Genomic DNA, 17,250 nt, shown 5'->3' with positions numbered 1-17,250 from the left:
TCGAGGTGCTGCGAGGTTACGGCTTTCCGCGCATGACGGCCTGCTTCACCTCGGCGATGGCCTTCGTGACCTCGATGCCGCGGGGGCACGCCTCGGTGCAGTTGAAGGTCGTGCGGCAGCGCCAGACCCCCTCCTTGTCGTTGAGGATGTCGAGGCGGGTCTGCGCGTTGTCGTCGCGAGAGTCGAAGATGAAGCGGTGCGCGTTCACGATCGCGGCCGGACCGAAGTACTGGCCGTCGGTCCAGAACACGGGGCACGACGAGGTGCACGCGGCGCAGAGGATGCACTTCGTGGTGTCGTCGAAGATCGCACGCTGGGCGACCGACTGCACGCGCTCCTTGCCCGCCTCGGGCGTCGAGGTCGCCACGAGGAACGGCTGCACCTCGCGGTAGCTCGCGAAGAACGGCTCCATGTCGACGATGAGGTCCTTCTCGAGCGGCAGGCCCTTGATCGCCTCGACGTAGATGGGCTTCGAGATGTCGAGGTCCTTGATGAGGGTCTTGCACGCGAGCCGGTTGCGGCCGTTGATGCGCATCGCGTCGGACCCGCAGATGCCGTGGGCGCACGAACGGCGGAAGGTCAGCGAGCCGTCCTGCTCCCACTTGATCTTGTGCAGCGCGTCGAGCACGCGGTCGGTCGCGTACATCTCGACGTCGAAGTCCTGCCAGCGCGGCTCGGTGTCGACGTCGGGGTCGAAGCGGCGGATGAGGAAGGTGACGGTGAACGACTGGATCGCGTCGGACGCCGATGCGCCGGGCTGCTGTGCTTCGAGCGTGGCGGTGCTCACGATCAGTACTTCCTCTCCATCGGCTGGTAGCGCGTGATGACGACCGGCTTCCAGTCGAGCCGGATGTGGTCGCTCGCGTCGGACGAGTGCGCGTCGCCCGACAGGTAGGCCATCGTGTGCTGCATGAACTTCTCGTCGTCGCGGTTCGGGAAGTCGTCGCGCATGTGACCGCCACGGCTCTCCTCGCGGTTGCGGGCGCTCGTGACGACGACCTCGGCGAGGTCGAGCAGGAACCCGAGCTCGACGGCCTCGAGCAGGTCGGTGTTGAACCGCTTGCCCTTGTCCTGCACCGCGACGTTCTTGTAGCGCTCGCGGAGACCCGCGATGACACCGGCCGCGTGGGCGAGCGACTCGTCGGTGCGGAACACCTGGGCGTTGCGGTCCATCTCGTCCTGCAGCTCCTTGCGGATCGCGGCGATCCGCTCGGTGCCCGTCGAGTCGCGGAGGCCCACGAGCATGTCGCGGACGGCGGCAGCGGGATCATCCGGCAGCGGCAGGAAGTCGACGCCCGAGTTCACGTACTCGACCGCGTTGCGACCGGCGCGCTTGCCGAAGACGTTGATGTCGAGCAGCGAGTTCGTGCCGAGTCGGTTCGAGCCGTGCACCGAGACGCACGCGCACTCGCCGGCGGCGTACAGGCCCGGCACGACCGTGGTGTTGTCGCGCAGCACCTCGGCGTTGTTGTTGGTCGGGATGCCGCCCATCGCGTAGTGCGCGGTCGGCATGACGGGCACCGGTTCGTACACCGGGTCGACACCGAGATAGGTGCGGGCGAACTCGGTGATGTCGGGCAGCTTCGTCTCGAGCACCTCGGCGCCCAGGTGGGTGCAGTCGAGCAGCACGTAGTCCTTGTGCGGTCCGGCGCCGCGACCCTCAGCGACCTCCTGCACCATGCAGCGCGCGACGATGTCGCGGGGCGCCAGGTCCTTGATGGTGGGGGCGTAGCGCTCCATGAAGCGCTCGCCGCTCGCGTTGCGCAGGATCGCGCCCTCGCCGCGGGCGCCCTCGGTGAGGAGGATGCCGAGCCCGGCGAGCCCGGTCGGGTGGAACTGGAAGAACTCCATGTCCTCGAGCGGCAGGCCCTTGCGCCAGATGATGCCGACGCCGTCGCCCGTGAGGGTGTGCGCGTTCGACGTCGTCTTGAAGATCTTCCCGAAGCCGCCGGTGGCGAAGATGATCGCCTTCGCCTGGAAGACGTGCAGTTCGCCGGTCGCGAGCTCGTAGGCGACGACGCCCGACGGCTGGGCGACGCCGTCGACCTCGGTCATCACGACGTCGAGGGCGTAGTACTCGTTGTAGAACTCGATGCCGAGCTTGACGCAGTTCTGGAACAGCGTCTGCAGGATCATGTGACCGGTGCGGTCGGCCGCATAGCAGGCGCGGCGCACCGGCGCCTTGCCGTGGTCGCGGGTGTGGCCGCCGAAGCGCCGCTGGTCGATCTTGCCCTCGGGCGTGCGGTTGAACGGCAGACCCATGTTCTCGAGGTCGATGACCGCGTCGATCGCCTCTTTCGCGAGGATCTCGGCCGCGTCCTGGTCGACGAGGTAGTCGCCGCCCTTGACGGTGTCGAAGGTGTGCCACTCCCACGAGTCCTCTTCGACGTTCGCGAGCGCTGCGGCCATGCCGCCCTGCGCCGCGCCCGTGTGCGAGCGCGTCGGGTACAGCTTCGAGATGACGGCCGTCTTCGCGCCGGGGCCGGCCTCGATCGCGGCTCGCATGCCGGCGCCGCCGGCGCCGACGATCACGATGTCGTACTGGTGGTAGTGGACGCCGTCGATGACCTGGGTCTCGGCGTGGGTTTCGCTGGTCACGTGTCTCCTAGAGCGCGGCGCAGAAACTGGGGAGGAGGTCCGCCGGGGCGCCGGCGGGGCACGGGTCGAAGGTGAACACCACGAGCGTGCCGAGCACGATCAGCACCGCGGCCGCGGCGAACAGCGCGCCCTTCAGGAGCTTCTGCACCGTGCCGGGGTTCGTGTAGTCGTTCACGAGGGTGCGCATGCCGTTGGCGCCGTGGATGAGCGCGAGCCAGAGCATCAGCACGTCCCACCACTGCCAGAAGGGGTCGGCCCACTTGCCGCCGACGAAGCCGAAGTCGATGGCGTGGATGCCGTCGCCGAGCATGAGGTTCGTGAAGAGGTGCCCGAAGATGAGCACGAGCAGCAGCACGCCCGAGGCGCGCATGTAGATCCAGCCCCACTTCTCGAGGTTCGCGCCGCCCTTGCGGGCCGGTCGCGCAGGGGTGCGAGGAGCTTCGATGGTCGCAGTCATGTCGCTTCCCCTCAGTGTCCGAACACGTTCATCAGGTGGCGGGGCGTGAAGGCCAGCATCGTGACGGCCCAGAGGGCGACGACGACCCAGAACAGCACCTTCTGGTGGCGCGTTGCCCAGGCCCAGAAGTCGACCAGGATGATGCGCAGCCCGTTGTAGGCGTGGAACACGATCGCACCGACGAGGGCGACCTCGCCGAGCCCCATGATCGGCGTCTGGTACGCGCCGATGACCGTGTTGTAGGCCTCGGGGCTCACCCGCACGAGTGCCGTGTCGAGGATGTGCACGAGGAGGAAGAAGAAGATGGCGACACCTGTGATGCGGTGCAGCACCCATGACCACATACCCTCGTGGCCGCGATAGAGCGTGCCGCCCGGCTTCTGCTTCGCCGGCTTGTCGGGTGCGGTCAGGGTTCCTGCCGAGGTCTCTGGCATGAACAACCCTCCCTGGCTGTGTGAATCTCGTCCGGACATGCGGACGCAGGGGCACGACGGCCCGCTCCGAGTCTAGACCCGGCTCGCTCGCCATGCAGGTGAGGGCACCCTTAGCCGCTCGCCGCCGCGGCGAATCGTCGCCGGCCGGGTGCACGGCTATCCTGAGCGGATGACTCCCGAACCGCTCGAGGGCTTCTACACGATCATCCCGGCCGGGGGCGTGGGATCCAGGCTGTGGCCGCTCTCGCGCGCCGACGCGCCGAAGTTCCTGCACGACCTCACCGGCTCGGGGCAGACGCTCCTCAAGGACACGTGGGACCGCCTGGCCCCGCTCTCGGGCGACCAGCGCATCATGATCGTCACGGGCCGCGCGCATCGCGGCGCCGTCGAAGAGCAACTGCCCGACCTCGCCGACGCGAACATCGTGCTCGAATCCGAGCCGCGCGACTCGACGGCCGCGATCGGGCTCGCCGCGGCGATCCTCGAGCGCCGCGAGCCCGGGGTCGTCATCGGCTCCTTCGCCGCCGACCACGTCATCTCGGGCGACGCGCTGTTCCAGGCCGCGGTCACCGAGGCCGTCGCCGCGGCGAAGGCCGGGTACATCGCCACGATCGGCATCACGCCGACCGAGCCGGCGGTCGGCTTCGGCTACATCGAGTGCGGCGACCCGCTCGACATCCCGGGCACCGAGCACGCCGAGGCGGTGTCGAGCTTCGTCGAGAAGCCCGACCTCGCGACCGCGAAGCGCTACCTCTCGGGCGGCCGCCACCTCTGGAACGCGGGCATGTTCATCGCGCGCGCCGACCAGCTGCTCGCCGAGATCGAGCGCAACAAGCCCGAGCTGCACGCCGGACTCCTCGAACTCGCGGAAGCGTGGGAGGACCCGGCCACCCGAGGCCCCGCGGTCGACCGCATCTGGCCGAAGCTCGAGAAGATCGCGATCGACTACTCCGTCGCCGAGCCGGCGGCCGCCGCGGGCCGGCTCGCCGTCATCCGCGGGCACTTCCAGTGGGACGACGTCGGCGACTTCGCCTCGCTCGCGAAGCTCAACACGGCAGGGCGGTCGGGCGAGCTCGCCATCCTCGGCGAGCACGCCCGGGTCCTCGCGGACGCCTCGAGCGGCATCGTCGTGAGCCGTTCGAAGCGGGTGATCAGTCTCATCGGCGTTCGCGATATCGTCGTGGTCGACACTCCCGACGCGCTGCTGGTCACCACGAGCGAGCACGCGCAGCGCGTGAAGGCGGTCGTCGACGCCCTGCGGCTCGGCGGCTCGAGCGACGTGCTCTGACCGAACGACATTCGACGGAGAGACAGGGTTCAGGATGCCTCGGACACAGCGCAGCATCGTCGTCGTCACGCTGGCCGTGGCATCCCTCGCCCTCGTCTCGTGCGCGACCGCGCCCGAGACCGGCCCCACCGACGCGGCGAGCGACGTCTGCGCGCGGATGGTGACGAACTCGGGAGGGCTCGAGGACCGTTCGTTCAACCAGTCGAGCTGGGAGGGCCTGCAGGCCGCAGAAGCGGAGTACGGCATCGAGGCCGAGGCGATCGTCTCGACCGGCGAGACCGATCTCGCGCCGAACGTCGCCCAGGCGGTCGACTCGGACTGCGAGCTGATCGTCACCGTCGGCTGGGAGCTCGCCGAGCCCACGACCGACCAGGCGTCCAAGAATCCCGACCTCGACTTCGTGATCGTCGACGAGACGGTCGAGGGCGAGAACATCAAGCCCGTCGTCTTCGACACGGCGCAGGCGTCGTTCCTGGCCGGCTACCTCGCGGCAGGCGTCTCGAAGACGGGCGTCGTCGCGACGTTCGGCGGCGGCAACCAGCCGCCCGTCACGCTCTTCATGGACGGCTTCGTCGACGGCGTCGCGAAGTACAACGAGGTGCACGGCACGAAGGTGCGGGCGCTCGGCTGGGACAAGGCGAAGCAGGACGGCGCGTTCACGGGCGACTTCGAAGACGTCAACAAGGGCAAGACGCTCACGCAGGGCTTCATCGACCAGGGTGCCGACGTGATCCTGCCGGTGGCCGGACAGGTCGGCGAGGGGTCGGCGGCGGCGGCGCTCGAGCACGACGGGGTCTCGGTGATCTGGGTCGACAGCGACGGCTACGAGACGCTCTCCGTCGAGTACCGACCCGTGATCCTCACGAGCGTGCTGAAGAACACGCAGGACGCGATGGTCGAGATCGTCGGCGACGTCGTCGGCGACGAGTTCACGAACGACCCGTACATCGGCAGCCTCGCCAACGGCGGGGTAGAGATCGCCCCGTACCACGACCTCGCGCCCCTCGTGTCGGAGGAGCTCGACGCCGAGATCGAGGGGTTGCGCCAGGAGATCATCTCGGGCGACCTGATGGTCGACTCCCCGAGCGCTCCGCAGCGGTCCTGACCCCCGGGTACCGCTTCACCCCCGTTCGCGGGGCAGATCACTTGCTCATATGAGCAGAATGTCGCGTATTCATAACCATTGACGATCGCGCGCCCCGGGAACGATCGCGCTCGACGAAACATTGGGTAACGTGACATCGATCAGCCCCCGCGAAGGTCGGGGTCTTGCGTCTTTGGAGGACACAGTGAAGGTCACGACCAAGAAGGCCGCGCTCGGCGGTCTCGCGCTGCTCGGCAGCAGCGCACTGCTGCTCGCGGGCTGCGCATCCGCGCCCTCGGAGGAGACTGCCGAACCGACTGCGCAGGCGATCGACGGCTTCCAGCCGTGCATGGTCTCCGACGCGGGCGGTTTCGACGACAAGTCCTTCAACCAGCTCGGATTCGAGGGCATCACGAAGGCCGCCGACGAGCTCGGCGTCGAGGCGATCACGGTCGAGTCGAAGGACGAGACCGAGTACGCCCCGAACCTCTCGAGCCTCGTCGACCAGGGCTGCTCCGTCATCGTGACCGTCGGCTTCGCGCTCTCGGCCGCCACGGTCGAGTCGGCACTGGCGAACCCCGACATCGAATACATCATCATCGACGACGCGGCCGACAACGACTTCGACGGCACCGTCGACTCGGAGAACATCAAGCCGATCCTCTTCGACACCGCCCAGGCCGCGTTCCTCGCGGGCTACGCGGGCGCCGACTTCTCGGAGACCGGCGTCGTCGGCACCTACGGCGGCATGAACTTCCCGACCGTGTCGATCTTCATGGACGGCTTCGCCCAGGGCGTCGACTACTACAACGGCGAGAAGGGCACCGACGTCAAGGTCGTCGGCTGGGACCGCGCCAAGCAGGACGGCTCCTTCACCGGCGGCTTCGAGGCGAACGACCAGGCCCGCCAGACCGCGCAGGCGCTCATCGACCAGAACATCGACGTGCTGCTGCCCGTCGGCGGCCCGATCTACCAGTCGGGCGCGGCCGCCGTGCGCGACTCGGGCCGTGACATCGCGATGCTCGGCGTCGACGCCGACCTCACGCAGACCGACCCCTCGGTCGCCGACCTGATCCTCACCTCGATCCTCAAGGGCATCGACGTGGCGACCTACGACTCGGTGCTCGCCGCCGGCACCGGCGAATTCGACCCGGCCCCGTACGTCGGCACGCTCGAGAACGAGGGCGTCGGCATCGCGCCGTTCCACGACTTCGAGTCGAAGGTCTCGCCCGAGCTCCAGGGCGAGCTCGACGACCTGAAGGCCGCCATCATCTCGGGTGACGTTCCCGTCGAGTCGTACCTCTCGGCGCAGGAGTAGCTCGTGACCGCCTGATCGGGGAGGCCGGTTCGCCGGCCTCCCCGATCTGCGTTCCACCGGTCGCGCGCTTTCGCGCCGGCCGCAACATCTGAGCGGCCCGCGATCCGGGCCGCCGACATCCGCGCAGCATCTGCTGCAGATGCAGCGCGCTCACTAGGATTCTGAACATGAAGCTCGAACTTCGCGATATCACGAAGCGGTTCGGCAGCCTGGTCGCGAACGACCATATCGACCTCACCGTGGAGGCCGGAGAGATCCACTGCCTGCTCGGCGAGAACGGTGCGGGCAAGTCGACGCTGATGAACGTGCTCTACGGCCTGTACCAGGCCGACGAGGGCGAGATCCTCCTCAATGACGAGGTGCAGCACTTCTCCGGGCCCGGCGACGCGATGGCCGCCGGCATCGGCATGGTGCACCAGCACTTCATGCTCATCCCCGTGTTCACGGTCGCCGAGAACGTCATGCTCGGCCACGAGGCCACCAAGGGGGGCGGGTTCCTCGACCTCGACGCCGCCCGTCGCCGGGTGCGCGAGATCAGCGAGCGCTTCGGGTTCGACGTCGACCCCGACGCGCTCGTCGACGACCTCCCCGTCGGGGTGCAGCAGCGGGTCGAGATCATCAAGGCGCTCTCGCGCGACGCGAAGGTGCTCGTGTTCGACGAGCCGACCGCGGTGCTCACCCCGCAGGAGACCGACGAGCTGATGCAGATCATGCGGCAGCTCAAGGCCTCCGGCACGTCGATCGTCTTCATCACCCACAAGCTGCGCGAGGTGCGCGAGGTCGCCGACCGGATCACCGTCATCCGGCTGGGGAAGGTCGTCGGCGAGGCATCCCCGACCGCCTCGAACACCGAGCTCGCCTCGCTCATGGTGGGGCGTGCGGTCGAACTGACCGTGCACAAGGACGCGCCGAAGCTCGGCGAGGCGGCGCTCGTCGTCCAGGGCCTCACCGTCATCGACCACATCGGCCAACTCGTCGTCAACGACGTGAGCTTCGAGGTGCGCCGGGGCGAGATCCTCGCCGTCGCGGGCGTGCAGGGCAACGGCCAGACCGAGCTCACCGAGGCGCTCCTCGGGCTGCAGCCGCGGGTGCGCGGCTCGATCGCGCTCGACGGCATCGAGCTCACGACCGAGAGCGTCCGCAAGATCCTCGACTCCGGCGTCGGCTTCGTTCCCGAAGACCGCAACGAAGACGGCCTCGTCGGCGAGTTCACGATCGCCGAGAACCTCATGCTCGACCGTTCCGACAGCGCGCCGTTCGTCAAGGCGGGCACCATCCAGCGCGGCGTCCTCGCCGACTTCGCGCGCGACCGGGTCAAGGAGTTCGACGTCCGCACCCAGGGCATCGACGAGAAGGTGCGGCAGCTCTCGGGCGGCAACGCGCAGAAGGTCGTGCTCGCGCGCGAGCTCAGCCGTGAGCTCAGGCTGCTCGTCGCCGCCCAGCCCACGCGCGGCGTCGACGTGGGGTCGATCGAGTTCATCCACAAGCGCATCGTCGAGACCCGCGACAGCGGCGTCCCCGTCGTCGTCGTGTCGACCGAGCTCGACGAGGTCGCCGCGCTCGCCGACCGGATCATGGTGATGTATCGCGGCAAGGTCGTCGGCATCGTGCCGGGCGACACCCCGCGCGACGTGCTCGGCCTCATGATGGCCGGCGAACAGCCCGCAGAAGGAGCCGCAGCATGAGCGACGCGCAGAGCCCGCACGGCACGCCGCACACCACCTCGCCCGTCGCCGACGCGACGCCGACCGGCACGACCCCGCGCGACACGTCGACCGTGCCGGCCCAGGTGCCCGAACCGTCGCGATGGCACACGATGTGGCAGCAGATCGTCACGGGCAACGCGCTCATCTCGGTGCTCTCGGTCGTACTCGCGCTCATCGTCGGCGCGATCATGATCGCCTTCACCGACGAGAACGTGCAGCAGGCGAGCGCCTACTTCTTCGCCCGGCCTGGTGACACGCTCATCGCCGTCTGGGACTCGGTCTCCGGAGCCTACGTGGCGCTCTTCCAGGGGTCGGTGTACAACTTCCGGCGCGACAGCTTCGTCGACGGCATCAAGCCGCTGACCGACACGCTCACCTTCGCCACCCCGCTCATCGCGGGCGGTCTCGGCGTCGGGCTCGCGTTCCGCGTCGGCATGTTCAACATCGGTGGTCGCGGCCAGATGCTGATCGCCGCCTCGGTCGCCGGCTGGCTCGCCTTCGGCTTCGACCTGCCGTGGGGCCTGCACATGCTCGTCGCGCTCATCGGCGGCCTGCTCGGCGGCGCCCTGTGGGGCGGCATCGCCGGCCTCCTGAAGGCGCGCACGGGCGCGCACGAGGTCATCGTGACGATCATGCTCAACTTCGTCGCCTTCTACCTGGTGTCCTGGATGCTTCGTACGCCGGGCCTCCTTCAGGCTCCCGGTTCGTCGAACCCGAAGACGCCGCCGATGGCGGAGACTGCACAGTTCCCGAAGCTGTTCCAGTGGATGGGGTTGCCGTACAACCTGCACTTCGGCTTCATCCTCGCGCTCGCCGCGACGGTGCTCGTGTGGTGGATCCTCAGCCGTTCGAGCCTCGGTTTCCGCTTCCGGGCCGTCGGCGAGAACCCGAACGCCGCGCGCGTCGCCGGCATCAACGTGCCGTCGATGTACGTCTACGCGATGCTCATCTCGGGTGCACTGCTCGGCCTCGCCGGCGTGAGCCAGGTGCTCGGCACGGTCACCACTGGCTTCACCGCCGGGATCGACGCGGGCGTCGGCTTCGACGCGATCACCGTGGCGCTGCTCGGCCGCTCCTCGCCGTGGGGCATCTTCCTCGCGGGCATCCTGTTCGGTGCGTTCAAGGCCGGCGGCTACTCGATGCAGGCCGCCGAGGGCGTGCCCGTCGACATCGTGCTCGTGGTGCAGTCGCTCATCGTGCTGTTCATCGCTGCGCCGCCGCTCGTGCGCACCATCTTCCGCCTGCCCGACCCCTCCCGCGGGCCGAAACGACCGCGCCCGATCGTCACGAAGGAGGTGACGGCGAAGTGAGCACCGTCACCGAGCACCAGAAGGTCGCGCCGCCGCCCGACGCCCTCGCCAAGACCGTCGTCGTGAGCTGGAAGGCGCCGATCGCCTACGGCATCTTCACGCTCCTGACGCTCGCGCTCGCGGTGTTCGCCCCGCGCGACGGCGACACCAACTACCGGCTCATCGCCTCCGACAAGGACGCGATCAAGGTCGCCGACATCTCGGTGCCGGCCATGCCCGCGCTGTGGACGGTCGTGGTCCTCCTCGCCGTCATCACGGCCGTGTCCGTCTGGCTGGTCGCCTCGAAGCGCCGGGTGCCGCTCTGGCTCACCGTCGTGTACGCGGTGCTGTTCCTCTTCGGCTTCCTCACCTGGGCCGGCGCAGGTGCGACCCTCCCGATGATCGGCCTGCTCTACGGCGCGCTCAGCCTCTCCGTGCCGCTGATCTTCGGTGCGCTGACCGGCGTGCTCGGCGAGCGGGTCGGCATCATCAACATCGCGATCGAGGGTCAGCTGCTCGCCGGTGCCTTCACCTCGGCGGTGACCGCGTCGGTCGTCACCTCGTCGACGGGCGTCGTCTGGATCGGCCTGCTCTCGGGCGTGGTCGGCGCGATGATCGCGGGCATGCTCGTCGGCATGGTGCTCGCGGCGTTCTCGATCAAGTACTTCGTCGACCAGGTGATCGTCGGCGTCGTGCTCAACGTGCTCGTCACGGGCCTCACGAGCTTCTTCTTCTCGCAGGTGCTCTCGAACAACGCCGCCGTGCTGAACTCGCCGCCGAGGTTCCCGAGGCTGCCGATCCCGCTGCTCAGCGACATCCCCGTCATCGGCCCGGTCTTCTTCCGCCAGACGCTCGTCGTGTACATCATGTACATCGCGGTCGCGGCGGTCTACGTCGGGCTCTTCCACACGCGCTGGGGCCTCCGCCTCCGCGCGGTGGGCGAGCACCCGCAGGCGGCCGACACGGTCGGCATCAACGTCAACCGCACCCGGTTCTGGAACGTCGCCTTCGCCGGCGCCATCGCGGGCTTCGGCGGCATCTTCTTCACCCTCGGCTCGGGTATCGCCTTCAACAAGGAGATGACCGCCGGCATGGGCTTCATCGCCCTCGCCGCCGTCATCTTCGGCGGCTGGGACCCGATCCGAGCCACGCTGGCCGCGCTCCTGTTCGGCTTCGCGTCGAACCTGCAGAACACGCTCTCGGTGATCGGCTCGCCCGTGCCGAGCGAGTTCATGCTCATGCTGCCGTACGTGGTCACGATCATCGCGGTGGCCGGACTCGTCGGCAAGGTGCGCGGGCCTGCTGCGGCGGGCAAGCCGTACATCAAATCCTGACCGGACGCCTCGGGGCCGGCCCGGCCCCGAGGCATCCGTCACCCATCTCGAACCGGGGGAGCAGCATGACCGCCACCGACGTGATCGACTGGGCCGACCTGCGCGAGCGCGCACGCGAGGCCATGGCCAAGGCGTACGTGCCGTACTCCGAGTTCCCCGTCGGAGCGGCGGCCGTCGTCGACGACGGCCGCATCGTGAGCGGCTGCAACGTCGAGAACGCCTCGTACGGCGTGACGCTGTGCGCCGAGTGCTCGCTCGTGTCGGCACTCGTGATGTCGGGCGGCGGCAAGCTCGTCGCGTTCACGTGCGTCGACGGGCACGGGGCGACGCTCATGCCCTGCGGTCGCTGCCGCCAACTGCTCTACGAGCACTCAGCCGAGGGCATGGTGCTCGACACCGTCTCCGGCTTCAAGACCATCGACGAGGTGCTGCCCGACGCATTCGGGCCGCGCCAGCTCGCCGAATTCCGAGGAGAATCATGACCGACGCCGCCATCGAACCGTTCGACGCGGTCGACCTCATCCGCGCGAAGCGCGATCGCCGCGAGCTGACGACCGACGAGATCTCCTGGCTCGTCGACGCCTACACCCGCGGGTACGTCGCCGACGAGCAGATGTCGGCGATGACGATGGCGATCTTCCTCAACGGCATGGGCCGGCGTGAGATCCGCGACATGACGATGGCGATGATCGCCTCGGGCGAGCGCATGGACTTCTCGGGCCTCGGCAAGCCGACGAGCGACAAGCACTCCACGGGCGGCGTCGGCGACAAGATCACGCTGCCGCTCATGCCCCTCGTCGCGACCTTCGGCGTCGCGGTGCCGCAGCTCTCGGGCCGCGGCCTCGGCCACACCGGCGGCACGCTCGACAAGCTCGAGTCGATCCCGGGCTGGCGCGCCGACCTCACGAACGACGAGATGTTCGCGCAGTTGCGCGACGTGGGCGGCGTCATCTGCGCCGCCGGCGCCGGGCTCGCGCCCGCCGACAAGAAGCTGTACGCGCTGCGCGACATCACCGGCACGGTCGAGGCGATCCCGCTCATCGCCTCGTCGATCATGTCGAAGAAGATCGCCGAGGGCACGGGCGCGCTCGTGCTCGACGTGAAGTTCGGGTCGGGTGCGTTCCTGCAGGACATCGAGCGCTCGCGCGAGCTGGCCCGCACCATGGTCGAGCTCGGGGAGGACGCCGGCGTCGCCACGAGCGCCCTCATCACGAACATGAACGTGCCGCTCGGCCTCACGATCGGCAATGCCAACGAGGTGCGCGAGTCGGTCGAGGTGCTCGCGGGCGGCGGCCCCGCCGACGTGCGCGAGCTGACGGTCGAACTCGCCCGCGAGATGCTCGCGCTCGCGGGCCGCGACGGCGACGGCGACGACGTCGAGGCCGCACTCGACGACGGTCGCGCGATGGACACCTGGCGCCGATCGATCGTCGCCCAGGGCGGCGACCCCGATGCGCCGCTGCCCGTCTCGCGCGAGCAGCACGTCGTCACCGCCGACCGCGACGGCGTGCTCGTCGCCCAGGAGGCGCTGCCGTTCGGCATCGCAGCCTGGCGCCTCGGCGCGGGCCGCGCGCGCAAGGAGGACCCGGTGCACCACGCCGCTGGCATCGACCTGCACGCGAAGCCCGGCGACGCGGTGCGCGCGGGACAGCCGCTGTTCACGCTCCACGCCGACGAGCCCGCGCGCTTCGAACGCGCCCTCGCGGCGGTCGAGGGCGCCTGGCGCATCGGCGACGAGGGCGACCCGATCGACGACGGCGGGCCGCTCATCGCCGACCGCATCGGGCGCTGAGCCCCTCGGGCGATCGGGTAGCGGAGCGGCTCGAGATCCCAGCTTCGAGATTGCCGAGACTTCGCGGCAGCCGCGCCGCTATCGTTGTCTCGTGAACACGATTCCGACCGAGTACCGCCTCGAGGGCGACGGCACGAACATCCAGGCGCTGCCGAAGATCTCGCTCCACGATCATCTCGACGGCGGCCTGCGCCCGCAGACCCTCATCGAGCTCGCCGACGAGCTCGGTCTCGAGGTGCCCGCCGCCGATGCGGAGTCGCTCGCGACGTGGTTCACCGACCAGTCGAACTCGGGTTCGCTCGTCGAATACCTGAAGACCTTCGACCTCACCACCGCGGTCATGCAGACCCGCGCGGGGCTCACGCGCGTCGCACGCGAGTTCGTGCAGGACCTGGCGGCCGACGGCGTCGTCTACGGCGAGATCCGCTGGGCGCCCGAACAGCACCTCACCCGTGGTCTCACGCTCGACGAGGCCGTCGAGGCGGTGCAGGCCGGCCTCGAGCAGGGTGCCGACGACGTGCGGCACCAGGGCGGAGCCATCCGCACCGGACAGCTCGTCACCGCGATGCGCCACGCCGACCGCGGCCTCGAGATCGCCGAGCTGGCCGTGCGGCACCGCGACCGCGGCGTCGTCGGATTCGACATCGCCGGCGCCGAAGCGGGCTTCCCGCCGAGCCGGCACCGCACCGCGTTCGACTACCTCGCGAGCCAGTTCATGCCCGTCACCGTGCACGCCGGCGAGGCCGACGGGCTCGAGTCGATCCGCGGAGCGCTGCTCGACGGCCGCGCGCTGCGGCTCGGGCACGGCGTACGCCTCGCCGAAGACCTGGTGATCGAGCGTCAGGACGACGAGAACACCTACGTCTCGCTCGGCCCGGTCGCGCAGTGGGTGCGCGACCGCGAGATCGCCCTCGAGACGAGCCCGTCGTCGAACCTGCAGACCGGTGCGATCGCGGCCTGGGGCGACGAGCTCATCGATCACCCGTTCGACCTGCTGTACCAGCTGGGCTTCCGGGTGACGGTCAACACCGACAACCGCCTGCAGTCGGGCACGAGCCTCACCCGCGAGCTCGCGCTGCTGAGCGACGCGTTCGGCTACGACCTCGACGACCTCGAGACCTTCCAGCTCAACGCCGCAGCCGCGGCCTTCCTGCCGCTCGACGATCGCGACGAACTCGCCGAGCTCATCCAAGACGGCTTCGACGAAGCCTGACGACGAGCCCTGCGGCCGGATGCCTCGCGCCTCCGCCGTCCGCCCGCCGCCCCCGAACGGACCCGAGATGAACCTCCCACCGCTGCCCGACGACGCCGTCGTCATCGGCGCGCACGCATCCGACTGGCGAGCCGCCGTCCGTGAGGCCGGCCGCGCCCTCACCCGGTCGGGTTCGACGCGCGCCGAGTACGCCGACCGCATGGTCGCCGTCATCGAGGAGTTCGGTGCCTACGTCGTGATCGCCCCGGGCCTCGCGCTCGCGCACGCGCGCCCCGGCCCCGACGTGCGACGCGAGGGCATCGCGGTGGTGACGCTCGCCGAGCCCGTGCCGTTCGGCCACCCGCACAACGATCCCGTGCGCGTCGTCGTCGGGCTCGCCGTGTCGAACGCCGAAGAGCACGTCGCCTCGGTCGCGACGCTCGCGAACGTCTTCAACGACCCGCACGCCGTCGGTCGCATCGCCCGCGCGGGCGACGCCGCCGAGGTGCGCGGGCTGCTCGGCCTCGAGGCCGCCGCGTGAAGATCGTGGCCGTGTGCGGTGCCGGCATCGGCACCTCGGCGATCCTGAAGGTGAACGCCGAGCGGGCCCTCGAGCGGCTCGAGCTGTCGGCCGATGTCGACGCGAGCGATCTCGCCGGCGTCGCCGTCGCGGCGGCCGATGCGCAGGTCATCCTCACCTCGACCGAGCTGTCGGGTGCGGTGCGCGAGGCGATCGGTCGCAGCTACACCGAGGTCGTCGAAGTCGTGAACTACTTCGACGTCGACGAGATCACGCGGCTGCTCGAGCGCTCGCTCGGCTGAGGCACGCGGTCGCTCCGGCGGTGCCGCCTGCGCGCTCGTCGCGCAACTGCGTGCCCGTCCCAGCGCATCGAGCGTGCACTCACCGCCCGCTTCAGGGCGACGAGTGCACGCTCGAAGCGCTGTGGCGAGCCGCACTCCTCGAGTGTCGTCGGCGAGGGGACGTCGACCACCGCATGCTCGACGAGGTGGGGCCTCAGGCGACGAGCTCGCGCATGCCCGCCTCGAGGGCGGCGATCGTCGCCGTCGCCGCGGCGCGGCGGTCGGCGACCGTGCCCCGGTCGGACACGGCGTCGAGATAGACCTTGAGCTTCGGCTCGGTGCCGCTCGGGCGCACCATCACCCGCGAACCGCCCTCGAGCACGATGCGCAGCACGTCCGACGGCGGCAGGTCGCCGAACCCGTCGGCGAGGTCCTCGATGCGCTCGACCCGGATGCCGCCGACCGACGCCGGCGGTTCGGCGCGCAGGCGCGTCATGACGGCGCCGATGCGCGAGAGGTCGGTGACGCGGATCGACACCTGGCCCGAGGCATGGCAGCCGAACTTCTCGACGAAGTCGTCGAGGTGGTCGGCGACCGTCTTTCCGGCGGCCTTCAGCTCGGCGGCGAGCGAGAGGAACGCGACCGCTGCCGAGATGCCGTCCTTGTCGCGTACGACATCGGGATTCACGAGATAGCCGAGCGCCTCCTCGAAGCCGAACACGAGGCCCGGTGCCCGCGAGATCCACTTGAAGCCGGTGAGCGTCGCCTCGAAGTCGAGCCCGTAGGCGCGGGCGACGGCCTCCAGCCCGGGAGAGGAGACGATCGAGCACGCGAGCGCGCCGTTCGGCCCGCCTTCGCCGGTGGCGGCATCGGCGGCACGGCGTGCGGCGAGCCATCCGAGCGTGAGGCCGACCTCGTTGCCGGTCAGGCGGCGGTAGCCGACGCCGTCGGGCGCCGTCGGGTCGGGGATCGCGATCGCGAGCCGATCGGCGTCGGGGTCGTTCGCGACGATGAGCTCGGCGCCGACGGCGCGGGCGCGCTCGAACGACAGGTCCATCGCGCCCGGCTCCTCGGGGTTCGGGAACGAGACGGTCGGGAACGCCGCGTCGGGGGCGATCTGCGCCTCGACGAGCGTGGGGGCGTCGAAGCCCGCGGCCTCGAGCACGCGCGACGCCGTCTCCCATCCGACGCCGTGCATGGCCGTGTAGACGACGCGGGGCTGCGCGGCCGGCGTGCCGGGGGAGGCGCTCGCGGCCGTCCGCCGCACGTACTCGTCGACGACCGACTCTGGGGCGAGCTCGAACGCTCCGCGAGGCAGCGCGGGCACCGTCGTCGCCGACGCGACGCTCAGGATGTGCGCCGCGATCTCGGCGTCGGCCGGCGCGACGATCTGGGACCCGTGGTTCGAGCCGCCGAGGTACACCTTGTAGCCGTTGTCGTTCGGCGGGTTGTGCGAGGCCGTCACCATGACGCCCGCCGAGGTGTCGAGATGGCGCACCGCGAAGGCGAGCACGGGGGTCGGCAGCAGGCGCGGCAGCAGCACGGCGCGCACGCCGGCGCCGGCGAAGACCTCGGCCGAGTCGCGGGCGAACACGTCGGAGTTCTTGCGGCCGTCGTAGCCGATCACGACCGACGGGGTCGTGCCGGGCTCGGCCCGCTCGAGCAGGTACGACGCGAGGCCCGCCGCGGCCTGCGACACGAGCACGCGGTTCATGCGGTTCGGTCCCGCGGCGATCTCACCGCGCAGTCCCGCGGTGCCGAAGGCGAGCCGGGAGTCGAAGCGGTCGGCGAGGTCGGCCGCGGCCGCGGCGTCGCCGCCGCGCACGGCCTCGACGATCGCGGCGAGCTCGGCGCGGGTCTCGGGGTCGGGGTCCTGCGCGATCCACGCCTCGGCGAGGGCGACGCGCTCGGCGTCGCGAGGGTCGAATTCGTGCGACATCCGTCGTCGTCCTTCCTG

Annotated in this window: 16 protein-coding genes; 11 read left to right on the top strand and 5 right to left on the bottom strand. The window is 69.9% G+C overall.

The annotated features are described in order from the left end of the window. Nucleotides 1–16: 16 nt before the first annotated feature. From ACFWGP_RS14200 to sdhC, 4 genes are read right to left on the bottom strand one after another with little or no spacing between them, the layout of a single operon-like run. Entirely contained in the window at nucleotides 17–787 is a 771-nt protein-coding gene (locus ACFWGP_RS14200; RefSeq protein WP_231431640.1) for a succinate dehydrogenase iron-sulfur subunit, read from the bottom strand. Nucleotides 788–789: 2 nt separating this feature from the next. After that, a complete protein-coding gene (gene sdhA / locus ACFWGP_RS14195) occupies nucleotides 790–2,598 on the bottom strand; it encodes a succinate dehydrogenase flavoprotein subunit (protein WP_231431639.1) in 1,809 nt (602 codons plus the stop codon). A gap of 7 nt (nucleotides 2,599–2,605) precedes the next feature. Next, entirely contained in the window at nucleotides 2,606–3,055 is a 450-nt protein-coding gene (locus tag ACFWGP_RS14190) for a succinate dehydrogenase hydrophobic membrane anchor subunit (protein WP_231431638.1), read from the bottom strand. A gap of 11 nt (nucleotides 3,056–3,066) precedes the next feature. Next, nucleotides 3,067–3,489, bottom strand: coding sequence for a succinate dehydrogenase, cytochrome b556 subunit (gene sdhC / locus ACFWGP_RS14185; RefSeq protein WP_231431637.1), 423 nt, complete (start codon nucleotides 3,487–3,489; stop codon nucleotides 3,067–3,069). Nucleotides 3,490–3,658: 169 nt separating this feature from the next. Between sdhC and ACFWGP_RS14180 the strand changes: the two genes are divergently transcribed. The 11 genes from ACFWGP_RS14180 to ACFWGP_RS14130 all read left to right on the top strand — a co-directional run bounded on the left by ACFWGP_RS14180 (nucleotide 3,659) and on the right by ACFWGP_RS14130 (nucleotide 15,314). After that, nucleotides 3,659–4,777 carry a mannose-1-phosphate guanylyltransferase gene (locus ACFWGP_RS14180; RefSeq protein WP_376931186.1) on the top strand — a complete coding sequence of 373 codons (1,119 nt, stop codon included), beginning with the start codon at nucleotides 3,659–3,661 and terminating at the stop codon, nucleotides 4,775–4,777. Nucleotides 4,778–4,811: 34 nt separating this feature from the next. Continuing rightward, a complete protein-coding gene (locus ACFWGP_RS14175; RefSeq protein WP_376931185.1) occupies nucleotides 4,812–5,882 on the top strand; it encodes a BMP family protein in 1,071 nt (356 codons plus the stop codon). A 184-nt stretch (nucleotides 5,883–6,066) separates the two neighbouring features. Continuing rightward, the gene (locus ACFWGP_RS14170; RefSeq protein WP_231431634.1) at nucleotides 6,067–7,179 is read left to right on the top strand and encodes a BMP family protein; all 1,113 of its coding nucleotides are present in this window, start codon (nucleotides 6,067–6,069) and stop codon (nucleotides 7,177–7,179) included. Between the two features lie 167 nt (nucleotides 7,180–7,346). Beyond that, a complete protein-coding gene (locus tag ACFWGP_RS14165; RefSeq protein ID WP_376931184.1) occupies nucleotides 7,347–8,864 on the top strand; it encodes an ABC transporter ATP-binding protein in 1,518 nt (505 codons plus the stop codon). Then, the gene (locus ACFWGP_RS14160) at nucleotides 8,861–10,195 is read left to right on the top strand and encodes an ABC transporter permease (protein WP_376931183.1); all 1,335 of its coding nucleotides are present in this window, start codon (nucleotides 8,861–8,863) and stop codon (nucleotides 10,193–10,195) included. Before ACFWGP_RS14165 ends, ACFWGP_RS14160 begins: the two co-directional genes overlap by 4 nt. Further along, nucleotides 10,192–11,508 carry an ABC transporter permease gene (locus ACFWGP_RS14155; protein ID WP_376931182.1) on the top strand — a complete coding sequence of 439 codons (1,317 nt, stop codon included), beginning with the start codon at nucleotides 10,192–10,194 and terminating at the stop codon, nucleotides 11,506–11,508. Before ACFWGP_RS14160 ends, ACFWGP_RS14155 begins: the two co-directional genes overlap by 4 nt. A 65-nt stretch (nucleotides 11,509–11,573) precedes the next feature. Continuing rightward, nucleotides 11,574–11,990, top strand: a complete 417-nt coding sequence (locus ACFWGP_RS14150; protein ID WP_244854905.1) for a cytidine deaminase — start codon at nucleotides 11,574–11,576, stop codon at nucleotides 11,988–11,990. Further along, on the top strand, nucleotides 11,987–13,300 hold the full coding sequence (locus ACFWGP_RS14145; RefSeq protein ID WP_376931181.1) for a thymidine phosphorylase: 1,314 nt from the start codon (nucleotides 11,987–11,989) through the stop codon (nucleotides 13,298–13,300). The genes ACFWGP_RS14150 and ACFWGP_RS14145 overlap by 4 nt, the downstream gene beginning before the upstream one ends. A gap of 100 nt (nucleotides 13,301–13,400) precedes the next feature. Continuing rightward, a complete protein-coding gene (locus ACFWGP_RS14140) occupies nucleotides 13,401–14,513 on the top strand; it encodes an adenosine deaminase (RefSeq protein ID WP_374201168.1) in 1,113 nt (370 codons plus the stop codon). Between the two features lie 67 nt (nucleotides 14,514–14,580). Continuing rightward, entirely contained in the window at nucleotides 14,581–15,033 is a 453-nt protein-coding gene (locus tag ACFWGP_RS14135) for a PTS sugar transporter subunit IIA (protein WP_231431627.1), read from the top strand. Beyond that, nucleotides 15,030–15,314, top strand: a complete 285-nt coding sequence (locus tag ACFWGP_RS14130) for a PTS sugar transporter subunit IIB (RefSeq protein ID WP_231431626.1) — start codon at nucleotides 15,030–15,032, stop codon at nucleotides 15,312–15,314. Before ACFWGP_RS14135 ends, ACFWGP_RS14130 begins: the two co-directional genes overlap by 4 nt. 193 nt (nucleotides 15,315–15,507) lie before the next feature. Here the strand turns inward: ACFWGP_RS14130 and ACFWGP_RS14125 are convergent, their stop codons facing one another. Further along, nucleotides 15,508–17,232, bottom strand: coding sequence for a phospho-sugar mutase (locus ACFWGP_RS14125; protein WP_376931180.1), 1,725 nt, complete (start codon nucleotides 17,230–17,232; stop codon nucleotides 15,508–15,510). Nucleotides 17,233–17,250 lie beyond the last annotated feature (18 nt).

Source organism: Agromyces sp. NPDC127015 (genome assembly GCF_042725165.1).
Lineage (GTDB): Bacteria > Actinomycetota > Actinomycetes > Actinomycetales > Microbacteriaceae > Agromyces > Agromyces chromiiresistens.
The sequence above is the reverse complement of the archived record's forward strand: the minus strand, read 5'-3'. Positions and strand labels throughout refer to the sequence as shown.